Source organism: Pseudarthrobacter sp. 1C304, from assembly GCF_052245515.1.
Lineage (GTDB): Bacteria > Actinomycetota > Actinomycetes > Actinomycetales > Micrococcaceae > Arthrobacter.
In genome coordinates, this window is sequence record NZ_JBQQCH010000002.1 from 399,860 (window position 1) to 413,936 (window position 14,077).

General features: G+C 64.9%; 12 protein-coding genes and 1 tRNA gene. 3 read left to right on the plus strand and 10 right to left on the minus strand.

Features of this window, described 5'->3' with window-relative positions:
• Nucleotides 1-22: 22 nt before the first annotated feature.
• Nucleotides 23-3,538 (minus strand): DNA-directed RNA polymerase subunit beta, encoded by a 3,516-nt coding sequence (gene rpoB, locus ACTWQD_RS05910; RefSeq protein ID WP_066436834.1) that lies wholly within the window; start codon nt 3,536-3,538, stop codon nt 23-25.
• A 443-nt stretch (nt 3,539-3,981) separates the two neighbouring features.
• Here rpoB and ACTWQD_RS05915 point away from each other — a divergent pair, with 443 nt between their 5' ends.
• Nucleotides 3,982-5,181, plus strand: coding sequence for an acetyl-CoA C-acetyltransferase (locus tag ACTWQD_RS05915; RefSeq protein WP_443195222.1), 1,200 nt, complete (start codon nt 3,982-3,984; stop codon nt 5,179-5,181).
• A 20-nt stretch (nt 5,182-5,201) separates the two neighbouring features.
• A complete protein-coding gene (locus ACTWQD_RS05920; RefSeq protein WP_443195223.1) occupies nt 5,202-5,708 on the plus strand; it encodes an aminoacyl-tRNA deacylase in 507 nt (168 codons plus the stop codon).
• Nucleotides 5,709-5,922: 214 nt separating this feature from the next.
• On the opposite strand, the gene rplL is transcribed toward ACTWQD_RS05920, so the two are convergent.
• The 9 genes from rplL to ACTWQD_RS05965 all read right to left on the minus strand — a co-directional run bounded on the left by rplL (nt 5,923) and on the right by ACTWQD_RS05965 (nt 12,529).
• Complete coding sequence (gene rplL / locus ACTWQD_RS05925; RefSeq protein ID WP_066436823.1) at nt 5,923-6,300, minus strand: 50S ribosomal protein L7/L12; 378 nt, start codon at nt 6,298-6,300, stop codon at nt 5,923-5,925.
• A gap of 79 nt (nt 6,301-6,379) precedes the next feature.
• Nucleotides 6,380-6,970, minus strand: a complete 591-nt coding sequence (rplJ, locus tag ACTWQD_RS05930; RefSeq protein WP_138768559.1) for a 50S ribosomal protein L10 — start codon at nt 6,968-6,970, stop codon at nt 6,380-6,382.
• Nucleotides 6,971-7,278: 308 nt separating this feature from the next.
• Complete coding sequence (locus ACTWQD_RS05935) at nt 7,279-8,388, minus strand: GNAT family N-acetyltransferase (RefSeq protein ID WP_443195224.1); 1,110 nt, start codon at nt 8,386-8,388, stop codon at nt 7,279-7,281.
• A 108-nt stretch (nt 8,389-8,496) separates the two neighbouring features.
• On the minus strand, nt 8,497-9,588 hold the full coding sequence (locus ACTWQD_RS05940) for a GNAT family N-acetyltransferase (RefSeq protein WP_443195225.1): 1,092 nt from the start codon (nt 9,586-9,588) through the stop codon (nt 8,497-8,499).
• A gap of 82 nt (nt 9,589-9,670) precedes the next feature.
• The gene (gene rplA, locus ACTWQD_RS05945) at nt 9,671-10,378 is read right to left on the minus strand and encodes a 50S ribosomal protein L1 (RefSeq protein WP_066436814.1); all 708 of its coding nucleotides are present in this window, start codon (nt 10,376-10,378) and stop codon (nt 9,671-9,673) included.
• Nucleotides 10,379-10,563: 185 nt separating this feature from the next.
• Nucleotides 10,564-10,995: a 50S ribosomal protein L11 gene (gene rplK / locus ACTWQD_RS05950; RefSeq protein ID WP_003803853.1), complete on the minus strand. Its 432-nt coding sequence runs from the start codon at nt 10,993-10,995 to the stop codon at nt 10,564-10,566.
• A 130-nt stretch (nt 10,996-11,125) separates the two neighbouring features.
• Nucleotides 11,126-11,977: a transcription termination/antitermination protein NusG gene (gene nusG, locus ACTWQD_RS05955; RefSeq protein WP_443195226.1), complete on the minus strand. Its 852-nt coding sequence runs from the start codon at nt 11,975-11,977 to the stop codon at nt 11,126-11,128.
• A 116-nt stretch (nt 11,978-12,093) separates the two neighbouring features.
• Nucleotides 12,094-12,378, minus strand: a complete 285-nt coding sequence (gene secE / locus ACTWQD_RS05960; RefSeq protein ID WP_066436807.1) for a preprotein translocase subunit SecE — start codon at nt 12,376-12,378, stop codon at nt 12,094-12,096.
• 78 nt (nt 12,379-12,456) lie between these two features.
• Nucleotides 12,457-12,529: transfer RNA gene (locus ACTWQD_RS05965), tRNA-Trp, on the minus strand.
• A gap of 310 nt (nt 12,530-12,839) precedes the next feature.
• Between ACTWQD_RS05965 and ACTWQD_RS05970 the strand changes: the two genes are divergently transcribed.
• On the plus strand, nt 12,840-14,057 hold the full coding sequence (locus ACTWQD_RS05970; protein ID WP_443195227.1) for a pyridoxal phosphate-dependent aminotransferase: 1,218 nt from the start codon (nt 12,840-12,842) through the stop codon (nt 14,055-14,057).
• The last annotated feature ends 20 nt before the right edge of the window (nt 14,058-14,077 follow it).

Below are 14,077 nucleotides of genomic sequence, written 5' to 3' on the forward strand. Positions count from 1 at the left end.
TCTGCCTTTCCCGGACGCCTTACTAAACCTCTTCTACGGAACTGGGCTCTGCACGAGACAGATCGATGCCCAGTTCTTCCGCAGCCGTGAAGACTGCGTCATCAGAGTCACGCATTTCAATTGTGGTTCCGTCCGTGGAAAGAACTTCCACGTTCAGGCACAGCGACTGCATTTCCTTGATCAAGACCTTGAAGGACTCAGGAACGCCCGGCTCCGGGATGTTCTCGCCCTTGACGATGGCTTCGTAGACCTTCACACGACCGTGGATATCATCCGACTTGATCGTGAGGAGCTCCTGGAGCGTGTAGGCGGCGCCGTAAGCTTCGAGCGCCCACACTTCCATTTCACCGAAGCGCTGGCCACCGAACTGTGCCTTACCACCCAGCGGCTGCTGCGTGATCATGGAGTACGGGCCGGTGGAGCGCGCGTGGATCTTGTCGTCCACCAGGTGGTGGAGCTTCAGGATGTACATGTAGCCGACCGAGATCGGATCCGGGAACGGCTCGCCGGAGCGGCCGTCGAACAGGCGGGTCTTGCCTGAGGAGTTGATCAGGCGGTCGCCGTCGCGGGTGACGTTGGTGGAGTCGAGGAGACCGGTGATCTCCTCTTCACGCGCACCGTCGAAGACCGGCGTCGCGACAGTGGTCTGGCCACTCTCGCGCGGCAGGTTCGGCAGCTGCTTGACCCACTCGGGCTCGCCCTCGATCTTCCAGCCGGTCTTGGCAACCCAGCCGAGGTGCGTTTCCAGCACCTGGCCGACGTTCATACGGCCCGGAACACCCAGCGGGTTCAGGACGATATCGACGGGGGTGCCGTCGGCAAGGAAGGGCATGTCCTCGACCGGAAGGATCTTGGAGATAACGCCCTTGTTGCCGTGGCGGCCGGCGAGCTTGTCGCCGTCGGTGATCTTGCGCTTGGCAGCGACGTAGACGCGGACCAGCTGGTTGACGCCCGGGGGCAGCTCGTCGTCGTTGTCGCGGTCGAAGACGCGGACACCGATGACGGTGCCGGACTCGCCGTGCGGAACCTTCAGGGAGGTGTCGCGCACTTCGCGGGACTTCTCACCGAAGATGGCACGCAGCAGGCGCTCTTCCGGGGTCAGCTCGGTCTCGCCCTTGGGCGTGACCTTTCCGACCAGGATGTCGCCGGCTTCAACCTCGGCACCGATGTGGATGATGCCGCGCTCGTCCAGGCCTGCCAGGACTTCCTCGGACACGTTGGGGATGTCACGGGTGATTTCCTCGGCACCAAGCTTGGTGTCGCGGGCATCGATCTCGTGCTCCTCGATGTGGATGGAGGAAAGAACGTCCTCAGCGACGATGCGCTGCGACAGGATGATGGCGTCCTCGAAGTTGTGGCCTTCCCAGGACATGAATGCCACGAGGAGGTTCTTGCCGAGGGCCAGTTCGCCCTGGTCCGTTGCCGGGCCGTCGGCGATGATGCCGCCGACTTCCAGGCGCTGGCCTTCGCTCACCAGAACGCGGTGGTTGTAGCAGTTGCCCTGGTTGGAACGGGCGAACTTGTTGATGCGGTAGTTGGTTTCCGTACCGTCGTCGTTGAGCATGATGACCAGCTCAGCGGAGACCTCGGTGACCACACCGGCCTTCTTCGCGATGACAACGTCACCGGCGTCGACGGCGGCGGCGCGTTCCATGCCGGTGCCGACGAACGGCGCCTCGGAACGGACCAGCGGCACGGCCTGGCGCTGCATGTTGGCACCCATGAGTGCGCGGTTTGCATCGTCATGCTCGAGGAACGGGATCAGGGCGGTAGCCACGGACACCATCTGGCGCGGGGAAACGTCCATGAACTCGACGTCGGCGGCGGGAACCAGCACGGGCTCGCCTCCACCACCGCGGGCACGGACCAGGACGGTCTCTTCGGCGAACTTCTTGTTCTCATCGAGCGGGGCGTTGGCCTGTGCGATCAGGACCTCGGCCTCGTCGTCGGCCGTGAGGTACTGGACGTCGTCGGAAACGACGCCGTCCTTCACCAGGCGGTATGGGGTCTCGATGAAGCCGAACGGGTTGATGCGTCCGTAGGAAGCCAGCGAACCGATCAGGCCAATGTTCGGGCCTTCAGGGGTTTCGATGGGGCACATACGTCCGTAGTGCGACGGGTGGACGTCACGGACTTCCATGCCGGCACGGTCACGGGACAGACCACCCGGGCCAAGGGCCGACAGGCGGCGCTTGTGGGTGAGGCCCGAGAGCGGGTTGTTCTGGTCCATGAACTGGGACAGCTGGGAGGTTCCGAAGAACTCCTTGATGGCTGCCACGACGGGGCGGATGTTGATCAGGGTCTGCGGCGTGATGGCCTCGACGTCCTGGGTCGTCATACGCTCGCGGACAACGCGCTCCATGCGGGACAGGCCGGTGCGGACCTGGTTCTCGATGAGCTCGCCGACGGCGCGGATGCGGCGGTTGCCGAAGTGGTCGATGTCATCGATCTCAACGCGCAGCTCGTGGTCCTGGCCGTCGCGCTTGCCCATGAGGGTCTTCTCACCGGCGTGCAGGGCAACCAGGAACTTGATCATGGCGACGATGTCTTCAACGTGCAGGACAGAGGCTTCCTTGTCACCAAGGGAGCGGTCGATGCCAAGCTTGCGGTTGATCTTGTAACGGCCAACCTTGGCCAGATCGTAGCGCTTGGAGTTGAAGTACAGGTTGTCCAGCAGGGACTGGGCAGCCTCGACCGTGGGCGGCTCGCCCGGTCGCAGCTTCCGGTAGATGTCCAGCAAGGCATCCTCGCGGGTTTCGGTGGCGTCCTTCTCCAGCGTTGCGCGCATGGAGTCGTACTGGCCGAATTCTTCGAGGATCTGGCCTTCGGTCCAGCCGAGGGCCTTCAGCAGCACCGTGACGGACTGCTTGCGCTTGCGGTCGAGGCGGACGCCGACCTGGTCGCGCTTGTCGATTTCGAGTTCGAACCAGGCGCCGCGGGACGGGATGATCTTCGCGGTGAAGATGTCCTTGTCGCTGGTCTTGTCGGCGGTGCGCTCAAAGTAGGCGCCCGGGGAGCGGACCAGCTGCGAGACAACAACACGCTCGGTGCCGTTGACGACGAAGGTTCCCTTCTCGGTCATCAGCGGGAAGTCACCCATGAACACGGTCTGCTGCTTGATTTCGCCCGTGTTGTTGTTCATGAATTCGGCCTTGACGTACAGCGGTGCCGAGTACGTTGCGTCCCGGTCCTTGCACTCGGCCATGGTGTACTTCGGGTCAGCGAACTCCGGCTCGGAGAAGCTCAGGGACATGGTGCCCTGGAAGTCCTCGATCGGGGAGATCTCTTCGAAGATGTCGGACAGACCCGAGGAGGTGGCGACGCTGAGGTCGCCTTCTTCGACGGCCTTGGCTACGCGTGCCTGCCAGCGTTCGTTGCCGACCAGCCAGTCAAAGCTGTCGGTCTGCAGGGCAAGCAGATTCGGAACGTCCAGCGGTTCGTGAATCTTTGCGAATGAGAGCCGGCGGGTTGCACCGTCGGTGCTGTCGGCATTGATAGCGGTAGCGTTGTTTACATTAGAGGTGCTCGAGGCGACCAAGAGGGATCCTTCCACAGACCTTCAGGCGTTTTCAGATCTCCCCCGTTATGTACCCTGCGAAAGTGACTCCGCAGTGCTACCAGTCCGGTTCCGCTATATGACCCGGGACCCGCGCTGGCCATGCTGTGCACGTTGTAGACGGCACATTGATGGCGCAGCAGCCAGGCTAAGCCCACCGCTATATGAAGGCTGAAGGTAAACAGGGAAGACGCAAATATCTACGATACGGCAAAGCAACCTACTTGTCTACCCCACTTCGGGCGGGATTGCAAGCACCCGACCCGCCGCCCGTTTGGGGTCCCGGGGTACACACTTGAGGTATAGCGCGCGGGGGCCTCCCCTCCCCCTCCCCCTGCCCCCTCCCCCTATGAACGTCAAATGGCTCCGTGACGGGGGTCACGATAACCTTGCTGTACATCGTCCAAGATCGGAAGAGACAAACCATGACCAACTCTGCGGACAACAATGATGTTGTCATCCTCGCCGGCGCCCGCACCCCGCAGGGCCGGCTCAACGGCCAGCTCGCCACCTTCACCGCCGTTGAGCTCGGCGCCCACGCCATCCGGGCGGCCCTGGCCGCCAGCGGCGTGAAGGCCGATCAGGTGGACTCGGTCATTATGGGCCAGGTCCTGCAGGCCGGCGCGGGCCAGAACCCCGCCCGCCAGAGCGCCGTAGGCGCCGGCATCGGCTGGAATGTTCCCACGGTGACCATCAACAAGGTCTGCCTGTCCGGACTGACCGCGGTGATCGACGCGGCCCGCATGATCCGCAGCGGTGACGCCACGGTGGTGGTCGCCGGCGGCCAGGAGTCCATGACCCGTGCCCCGCACCTCCTGCCCGGTTCCCGGCAGGGCTGGACGTACGGTTCCGTGCAGGCCCTCGACGCCGCGGCCCACGACGGGCTCACGGACGCCTTCGACGGGCAGTCCATGGGCCTGTCCACCGAGACCAAGAACCTCACCCTGGGCATCGACCGCACCTCCCAGGACGAAGTGGCTGCCGCGTCCCACCAGCGCGCCGCGCGGGCCGCCAAGGACGGCGTGTTCGACGGCGAAATCGCCCCCCTCAGCGTCAAGCAGCGCAAGGGCGATCCCATCGTCCTGACCGCGGATGAAGGCATCCGGCCGGACACCACCACGGGCTCGCTGGCGGGCCTGCGGGCGGCGTTCGTCACGGACGGCACCATCACGGCCGGGAACTCCTCTCCCCTGTCCGACGGCGCCTCCGCCCTGGTGCTCTCCTCGCGGAAGTTCGCCGAGGACAACGGCCTCGACTACCTCGCCGTCGTCGGCAAGCCGGGGCAGGTGGCGGGTCCGGACAACTCGCTGCACTCCCAGCCGTCCAACGCGATCAAGAGCGCGCTGGACAAGGCCGGCTGGTCCGCCGCCGACCTTGACTTCATCGAGATCAACGAGGCCTTCGGGTCCGTGGCGGTGCAGTCCCTCAAGGATCTCGACTACCCGCTGGAGCAGTGCAACATCCACGGCGGAGCGATCGCCCTGGGCCACCCGATCGGCGCGTCCGGTGCCCGGCTCGCCCTGCACGCGGCGCATGAGCTGAAGCGGCGCGGCACCGGCAAGGCGGCGGTCTCGCTGTGCGGCGGCGGCGGGCAGGGCGAAGCGCTCCTGCTGTTCCGCGACTGATCGCCGGGACGGATCCCGCAATGACTGAGAGCGCCGGCCCCGCAGCCGGAGCCGCAGGCGGCGCCGGCCAGGACCGTTTCCTGGCCGACGCCGCCGCGCGGGGCCTCAGCGTCCACGTCGTTGAGCGGCTCGCCGCGAACAGCCTTGAGGAGGCGGCACAGATCCTCGGCATCCAGCCCGGGGACATCGTGAAGTCGCTCGTGGTCAAGCACAAGGACGGCAGTTTCCTCTTCGCCCTCATCCCGGGTGACCGGCAGATCTCCTGGCCCAAGCTCCGCGCCCTTGTAGGCGTCAACAAGCTCTCCCTTCCGACGGCCGAGGTGGCCCTGGATGCCACGGGCTACGAGCGCGGCACCATCACCCCGTTGGGAAGCACCGTGGCCTGGCCCGTGTACGCGGACCGGACCATCAGCGGCCGCCGGATCTCCATGGGGGCCGGCGCCCACGGCTACAGCGCCTTCGTCGACGCCGATGACCTGACCGCCGCCCTCGGCGCCGTCGTCGCGGATATCTCCGAACCCAACTAAGGCCGCAGGCCCGATCTGGCCCGACACTGATCTGGCCCGCCCGGGTTAACTCCGCCGGGTTAACAAAGCAACGCGGGGTCACTTCCGGCCCATTCGGGGGCTCCGGATGGGCCGGAAGTGACCCCGCGTTGCGGTTAAATGCAGGAAACCCCGCCCACCGAAGTGGACGGGGTTTCCTGGGTGAAAGGCGGAGTGCCTTCCGGAACTGCGAGCGTTACTTGAGGGTAACGGTGGCGCCGGCAGCCTCGAGCTGCTCCTTGGCCTTCTCGGCAGCTTCCTTGGTGGCGCCTTCGAGGACGGCCTTCGGTGCGCTGTCAACCAGGTCCTTGGCTTCCTTGAGGCCCAGGGAGGTGATGGCGCGAACTTCCTTGATCACTGCGATCTTCTTGTCGCCAGCGGCTTCGAGGACGACGTCGAAGTCGGTCTTCTCTTCAGCCTCTTCAGCAGCTCCGCCACCGGCGGGGCCGGCAACGGCAACAGCAGCTGCGGTAACTTCGAAGGTCTCTTCGAAGAGCTTGACGAACTCGGAGAGCTCGATGATGGTCAGTTCCTTGAAAGCTTCAATGAGCTCTTCGTTGCTGAGCTTCGCCATGGTGTGGCGTCCTTCCTATAGGTGGTGCTTGGCGGCCGGGGCCGTTGCCTTCGCACCGGAGTCTGGTGTGAAAGAGAAGTTAGTTCTCTTCGGTGGCTGCGGCTTCGGCCGGAGCTTCGGTCTCTGCTGCTTCTGCGGCCGGGGCTTCTTCAGCGGCGGGCGCTTCGGCAGCTGCCGGTGCACCGTTCTCTTCTTCAAGCTTGAGGCGCAGGGCGTCGATGATGCGTGCAGCAGCGGCAGCAGGAGCCTTGAGGATACCTGCAACCTTGGCGAGCTGCAGCTCGCGGGACTCGAGTGCTGCGAGGGCAGCAACTTCGCTGGCGTTCAGTGCCTTGCCTTCGAAGTAACCGGTCTTGATGACCAGTTGCTTGTTGGCCTTGGCAAAATCCGTCAGGCTCTTGGCAGCTGCAACAGCGTCACCCTTGATGAACGCGATTGCAGTGGGGCCGGCAAGCTGGCCGTCGAATGCTTCGACGCCGGCTTCCTTGGCTGCAATGGCGGTCAGGGTGTTCTTGACGACCGCGAACTTGGTGTCCTGGCCGAGAGAAACACGCAGCTGCTTGAGCTGTGCAACGGTGAGCCCACGGTATTCGGTCAGGACAGCGGCGTTCGATTCCTTGAAATCGTTAGTGATCTCAGCTACTGCTGAAACCTTGGTAGGCGTTGCCATAACCCTCCTTCCGGGGATAGTGCCGGTATTCCGGGTCCCCGCTCAAAAGAGCTAAAAACTAAAAACGCCCCGCGCAGATGCACGGGGCTTGTCTCGACGCTGTCCATGACTGCGGAGCTTTGCTTCGTTCACCTGCGCCGGCCGCCCTCTGTTCAGGGTCCTTCGTCTGGAGACCCACTGGCCCTCCCGGCGCGACTGCAGAAGTGAGTCTTGCTTGGGAGAGTGGATTTCCAACAACCGACGGTCTTTGGTTCCACCAGCTTACGCGAGACCGGGGGCGTGCTCCAAATCGGCGGCCGGAGTGCAGGTCAGCTGACGCTGGGGCTGAAGTCCGGCAGCTCTTTTTGCCAGATCCCCGTCACACCCGCGGTGCTGAATCCCAGCTGCTGGTTGACCTTGAGCAGGTACCGGTTTTCCGGGGCGTTCCAGGTGTAGAGGACCCGGGCATCGGGAAACTGCTCGGACAACCGCTCCATGTTCGCGACCTTGATCAGCAGTCCCAGCTTGTTGCCCCGGTGCTCCCGGAGGACCACCGTATCGTCCTGGAAGACGACGTCGGGCCGCAGCGCCAGGACGCTGATGGTGGTCAGCCCCACCAGTTCCCCGCTGGCTACGTGCTCGACGGCGGTGACCACCGTCCGCCGTCCCTGCGCGATGGCGACGTCTTCCGCTTCACGAAGGATGCCGCCGTCGAACACCATGACCGTGTCGTCGGCACCCGGCACGCCGTCCTCGCCCGCACTGTTTTCCAGCGCGGCAACGAGCTCCAGCCACTGGTCCGGGCAGCGGTCCGTCCAGTGGTGGAGGCGGTACCTGCCGGCGTTGGCTTCCTCCGCTTCGGTCTGCAGCTCTTCGACCAGTTCGCTGTCGAGCGGCAGCTGGCAGGCACTGAACTGCTCGATGTGCTGCAGGGCGTAGCCGCTGTGGCGGGCGAACTCCACCTCCCGGCTGTTCAGCGGCACGAAGCCAAGGCCCGTGCCGGGCACCAGCTGGCCGGCCTCGCTGTCACCGAGCGACGCGCTCGGATGGTTGGTGTCGATCAGGATGGTGTGGCGGCCCTCGTCACGGGCGAAGTGCTCCGCGGCCTTGAGAAGCTGCCGGCCGACGCCCCGGCCCTGGTACTCCGGCAGGACGTCGAGGGCGAACTCGGCCAGGTCCTGGTTGTCCGCGAGGGGCAGCGCAATGTCCACCGTCCCGACGATCACCCCGTCGATCTTGGCGACGAGGATGACCTGCCGCTCATAGGGATCGGCCATTTCCAGCAGTTTTTCCTGCGGGGCGTAGGCGAGGTCGTCACTCCCCCAGGTCTGCATGCGCACCCTGCGCCCCACCTCGACGGCGGCGACGAAGTCGGCAGCGTCCTTCCCGTCGAGGGAATCGGGGATCCACAGCTGTTCTATCCGTACGTCGTTTGCCATAGAGGGCATCACCCCAGCCGTTCTGCCGTCCACCACGGTGCCGGAAACCCGGCAATGGCCAGGCTTTCATCCGCCAGCATATGCCGGTTTGGGCCGCCGTTCCATGGGTTACGGCGTGACCACACGCTGCCACTCGCCGTCCCACCCGGCGGGCCGGAAACCGAGGGCGACGTTGATGGCGAGCATGTGATCGTTTTCCGCGGCGTTGAAGGTGATGACGCGTTCAACGGCCGGGTACTCGGCGAGCCGCCGGAGGTTGGCGATCTTGACCAGCATGCCCAGCCGGTGCCCGCGGTGGGCGGCAGCGACGAGGGTGTCGTCCTGGTCGGCCAGCCACGGTTTGCCGGGCGCCAGTTCGAGCACGGTGTAAGCCGCCAGCTCGCCGCTCGCCCGGTGCCGAGCCGCTGTCACGAGCGAGACATTCCTGGCTTGCTGCCAGGTGTCCTCAACGTGCCGGACACGAGCCACATCCCAGGTCTCTTCCTCGTAGCTGAGCGCCCCTGTCGGCGCATCCGTGCTCATGCGGGACATAAGGACGGCCAGCTGCTCCACATACTCGTCCGGGCAGCGGTCGGTCCAGGACACCAGCTCATAGTCCTGGGACTTGGCCAGCGCCTCCCGCTCCAGGGCATCCAGCCGGGCCGGATCGGCCGGCAGGGTGAGGGAGCTGAACCGCTCCACCTGTTCCAGCCGGTAGCCGGCCGCGGCGGCAAAACGGACCGCCCGCGCGGCCGCAGGCAAAGCGCCCGTTCCGGTGGCGGGTTTCAGGACGTCCGTGCCGTCGGCGTCGAAGTCGGCGGGGTGCTCGGTGAATGTCATCAGGGTTGTGCGGCCGGCGGCTGCGGCTAACGCTTCAGCATGGGACAGCAGTGCCCGGCCGATCCCGCGGCCGGTGTGGGCGTTCAGGACGTCCACGTGGAGGACGGCGCTGCCGAGGTTTTCCTGCTGCTCGAAGCGGATCCACGACCGGGCCACCATGCGCCCGTCGATCCGGACGAAAAAGAACTGCTTCCGGGCGTAGGCGTCGTCCTTCCAGTACTGGATCCGGGCCTCGGGCGGCGTGGCACGGTCCAGGTTGCCCCAGGTTTCCAGGACCAGGGCATCGCACAGCGCGCTGAACTCCAGGAACTCGCCGGCGTCGTTTGATTCCAGGCTGGAGGGCAGGTCCAGTGGTTCTATGCGGTACGTCACAGCTGTCACCGGCACAGCCTAACCGGCCCCCGGGACGCAGAAAAGGCCGCCCCGCGGAAGCGGAACGGCCTTTTCTGTGCTAGATCGAGGCTTAGGCCTCGGTCAGGACCTTGGTGACGTTGGGGTCAACCGAGATGCCCGGGCCAAACGTGGTGGCCACGGTGGCCTTCTGGATGTAGCGGCCCTTGGAAGCGGACGGCTTGAGGCGAAGGACCTCTTCCAGTGCGGCTGCGTAGTTCTCGGCCAGCTTGACGGCGTCGAAGGACACCTTGCCGATGATGAAGTGCAGGTTCGAGTGCTTGTCGACGCGGAAGTCGATCTTGCCGCCCTTGATGTCGTTGACGGCCTTGGCGACGTCAGCGGTCACGGTGCCGGTCTTCGGGTTCGGCATCAGGTTACGCGGACCCAGGACCTTACCGAGGCGGCCAACCTTGCCCATGAGGTCAGGGGTGGCAACGGCGGCGTCGAAGTCGGTCCAGCCGCCAGCGATCTTTTCGATCATGTCATCGGAGCCAACGAAGTCGGCGCCGGCAGCGATTGCTGCCTCAGCCTTGTCGCCCGTTGCGAAGACGAGGACGCGGGCAACCTTACCGGTGCCGTGCGGCAGGTTGACGGTGCCGCGGACCATCTGATCAGCCTTGCGCGGGTCAACGCCCAGGCGGAATGCGACCTCAACGGTGGCGTCGAACTTGGACGGGTTGGTGTCCTTGGCCAGCGTCACTGCCTCGAACGGCGCGTAGAACTTCTCCGCGTCGATCTTGGCGGCGGCTGCCTCATATGCTTTGCTGCGCTTTGCCATGCTGCTTATTCTCCTTGTGCAGTTGTGGTCTGCGGACCGCGCTGGGCCCTGCCACAAGTCGGGGTTCCGGAAGGTGCTTCCGGATTGCCGACATTTCTATGTTTAGGTGGTGCCGGTCGCCCGGCGGTGCTGTCCGGCGTCGCGGTCGGTTTCCCGAGCCCTGGCGCCGTATCAGCGGTGGGGTACTAGCCCTCGACGGTGATACCCATCGAGCGGGCGGTGCCGGCGATGATCTTCGCGGCGCCTTCGAGGCTGGTGGCGTTGAGGTCTTCCATCTTGGTGGAGGCGATCTCGTTGACCTGGGCCTGGGTCAGCTTGGCAACCTTGACGGTGTGCGGGGTAGCCGAACCCTTGGCGACGCCTGCAGCCTTTTTGATGAGCTCTGCAGCCGGCGGGGTCTTGGTGATGAACGTGAACGAGCGGTCCTCGTAGACGGTGATTTCAACCGGAATGACGTTGCCGCGCTGGGCTTCCGTTGCAGCGTTGTACGCCTTGCAGAATTCCATGATGTTGACGCCGTGCTGGCCAAGCGCAGGACCGATCGGCGGGGCCGGGTTAGCGGCACCTGCCTGGATCTGCAGCTTGATGAGGCCGGTGACCTTCTTCTTGGGAGCCAATGTAGGGTCCTTCTCTCAATAATGTCCTGGGACACAGGAGCGTGCCTCAGGTTGGTGGCCGCCATGGCGAGGCGGCCGGCCGTCCCTGGCCGCTAAAGCGGGCAGCCCGGGACGAATTCTGTGGGATCTGCTAGATCTTGCTGACCTGGTTGAACGCCAGCGTGACCGGGGTCTCACGTTCGAAGATGGAGACCAGAACCACGAGGGTCTGGGAGTCCACCTTGATTTCGGAGATCGTGGCCGGGAGGGTCTCGAAGGGGCCCTCCTTGACGATGACGGACTCGCCGACCTCGAAGTCGACGTCGATCTGCGCGGCAGCGTGCTTGACCGGCTTGCCCTTCTCGGCCTGCTCTTCCTCGAAGACCGGGGCGAGCATGGAGAAGACCTCGTCGAGGCGCAGCGGAACGGGGTTGTGGGCGTTGCCCACGAAGCCGGTGACGCCGGGGGTGTGGCGGACGGCGCCCCAGGACGCGTCGGTCAGGTCCATGCGGACCAGGACGTAGCCGGGGATGCGGACGCGGTTGATGACCTTGCGCTGAGCGTTCTTGATCTCAACGACTTCCTCCATGGGAACCTGGATTTCGAAGATGTAATCTTCCATGTCCAGGGTCTGGATGCGGGTCTCAAGGTTCGCCTTGACGCGGTTCTCGTAGCCGGCGTAGGAGTGGATGACGTACCAGTCACCCTCCTGGCGGCGCAGCTTGGCCTTGAACTCCTCGGCCGGATCGACGGCTGCGGCGGCGGCTGCAGCGGCCAGCGCGTCGCCTGACTCCTCAGAGCCCTCGGCGTCGTCAGCGTCTTCGCCCTCAACGGCGTCGTCAGCGTCGGCCTCGGCAGGCTCTGCAACCGCGTCAACAGAAGCGTCAGCTACGTCGGATTCGGGCGCAGCAGAAACAGCCTCGGACTCTTCCCCGGCTTCCACCGCGGCGTCCTGGCTCTTATCCAGCTCAGTCTCAGTTACCTCGAGCTCCTGCTCAGACACTTGGTCTCCTGCTTCCTCATTGCCTAACATGCCTATTTAAATGACTCAATTCCGCACACCCCGCGGAACCTCCGGATGTCCGGTGGTTGTTCCACGCAGTCTGCGGAGCGGTCGCCTTAGTTGTCCGCGGGGCCTGTGCCGCCGAAGACCCATGCGGCTCCGGTCCCGAAGGCCAGATCCAGCAGGGTGACGATGAGCATCATGATGACCACGAACACCAGCACCACGAGCGTGTAGTTGATCAGTTCCTTGCGGGTCGGTGCGACGACCTTCTTCAGTTCGCCGATGACCTGGCGGATGAAGAGCGCAATTCGAGCGAAGAAGCCTGCCTTGGGGGCATTCTTGGCGGGGCGGCCACTGGAGCTGCTTGCAGCCGTTTCGGTCACCTGATCCTCACTCATCCTCGCAATGTCGGATACCCGGCTCTGAACTGAACCATGGTTGCTGCGCTTGTTCCGGAGAAACCGGAACAGCTTGCGCAGGGCAGACAGGACTCGAACCTGCAACCTGCGGTTTTGGAGACCGCTGCGCTACCAATTGCGCCACTACCCTATGGAATCGAAACCCGGTTCCGGCCACTTTCCCCAGACGTTCCTGAGGCGCAGACCATCAATCGTGTTTTCAACACCGGAGAACCAGTCTACGCAACAACTGCGCCTACGTCGAACCGGCTCCTCCGGACCCTTCGCGTTCCCGGAAAATCCGGGAACAACACCCCCGGGACATCAGGCGGGAATGCAGCTGACAAGCGCACAGTCACATTTCCCCGCCGGCAGCCCGGACGGTCCGGTGAACAGCATAGAGTAGGTTCCGTCGAATCCCACAACCAGCCACCGCGCTGCAAGCGAAGAATGGACCGCCGATGCCTGCCGCCCGCATTTCACAGCGTATTTCCGCCATAGCCGAATCCGCCACGTTGGCAGTTGATGCCAAGGCGAAGGCGTTGAAGGCGGCCGGCCGCCCCGTCATCGGCTTCGGCGCAGGAGAACCGGACTTCCCGACCCCCGATTACATCGTGCAGGCCGCCATCGAGGCAGCCGGCCAGCCCAAGTACCACCGCTATTCCCCCGCAGGCGGACTGCCGGAACTCAAGCAGGCCATCGCGGACAAGACGTTCCGGGACTCCGGCTACAAGGCCGACGCCGCCCAGGTACTGGTCACCAACGGCGGCAAGCAGGCCGTGTACAACACCTTCGCCACACTGCTGGATCCGGGCGATGAGGTAATCGTCCCGACGCCGTTCTGGACCACCTACCCGGAGGCCATCCGGCTCGCGGGTGGCGTCCCTGTGGAGGTCTTCGCCGGCCCGGAACAGGAGTACCTGGTCACGGTGGAGCAGCTTGAGGCCGCCCTGACGGACCGCACCAAGATCCTGCTCTTCGTCTCCCCGTCCAACCCCACCGGCGCCGTGTACTCGCCGGAGCAGGTCCGGGACATCGGCCAGTGGGCCGCGTCCAAGGGGCTGTGGGTGGTCACGGACGAAATCTACGAGCACCTCACGTACGACGGCGTTCCCTTCACCTCGATCGCCACGGCCGTCCCGGAACTGGGCGACAAGGTGGTCATCCTCAACGGTGTCGCGAAGACCTACGCCATGACCGGCTGGCGCGTGGGCTGGATGATCGGCCCGGCCGATGTCATCAAGGCCGCCACCAACCTGCAGTCGCACGCGACGTCCAACGTCTCGAACATTCCGCAGGTGGCCGCCCTCGCCGCCGTGTCCGGCCCGCTGACCGCCGTCGACGAGATGAAACTCGCCTTCGACCGCCGCCGCAAGGCCATCGTGGCCGGGCTGAACGCCATTGACGGCGTTGACTGCCCGACGCCGAAGGGCGCCTTCTACGTCTACGCCGACGTCCGCGCCCTGCTGGGCAAGGAGTTCCCCTCCGCGAACGGGCCGGTCCGGCCCTCGACGTCGGCCGAGCTGGCCGCGCTGATCCTGGACGAGGTCGAAGTGGCCGTGGTTCCGGGCGAGGCGTTCGGCCCCTCGGGCTACCTCCGCCTCTCCTACGCCCTGGGCGATGAAGACCTGGCTACCGGCGTCGCACGCCTCCAGGACTTCCTCGGCAAAGCGAAGTAGCCTCTGCCCCACCCGGATGC

Excerpts from the sequence above, each read along its gene's own strand:
- ACTWQD_RS05915 (WP_443195222.1), top strand. The coding sequence starts at position 3,982 with ATGACCAACTCTGCGGACAACAATGATGTTGTCATCCTCGCCGGCGCC.
- ACTWQD_RS05920 (WP_443195223.1), top strand. The coding sequence starts at position 5,202 with ATGACTGAGAGCGCCGGCCCCGCAGCCGGAGCCGCAGGCGGCGCCGGC.
- rplL (WP_066436823.1), bottom strand. The coding sequence starts at position 6,300 with ATGGCGAAGCTCAGCAACGAAGAGCTCATTGAAGCTTTCAAGGAACTG.
- rplJ (WP_138768559.1), bottom strand. The coding sequence starts at position 6,970 with ATGGCAACGCCTACCAAGGTTTCAGCAGTAGCTGAGATCACTAACGAT.
- ACTWQD_RS05935 (WP_443195224.1), bottom strand. The coding sequence starts at position 8,388 with ATGGCAAACGACGTACGGATAGAACAGCTGTGGATCCCCGATTCCCTC.
- rplA (WP_066436814.1), bottom strand. The coding sequence starts at position 10,378 with ATGGCAAAGCGCAGCAAAGCATATGAGGCAGCCGCCGCCAAGATCGAC.
- secE (WP_066436807.1), bottom strand. The coding sequence starts at position 12,378 with ATGAGTGAGGATCAGGTGACCGAAACGGCTGCAAGCAGCTCCAGTGGC.
- ACTWQD_RS05970 (WP_443195227.1), top strand. The coding sequence starts at position 12,840 with ATGCCTGCCGCCCGCATTTCACAGCGTATTTCCGCCATAGCCGAATCC.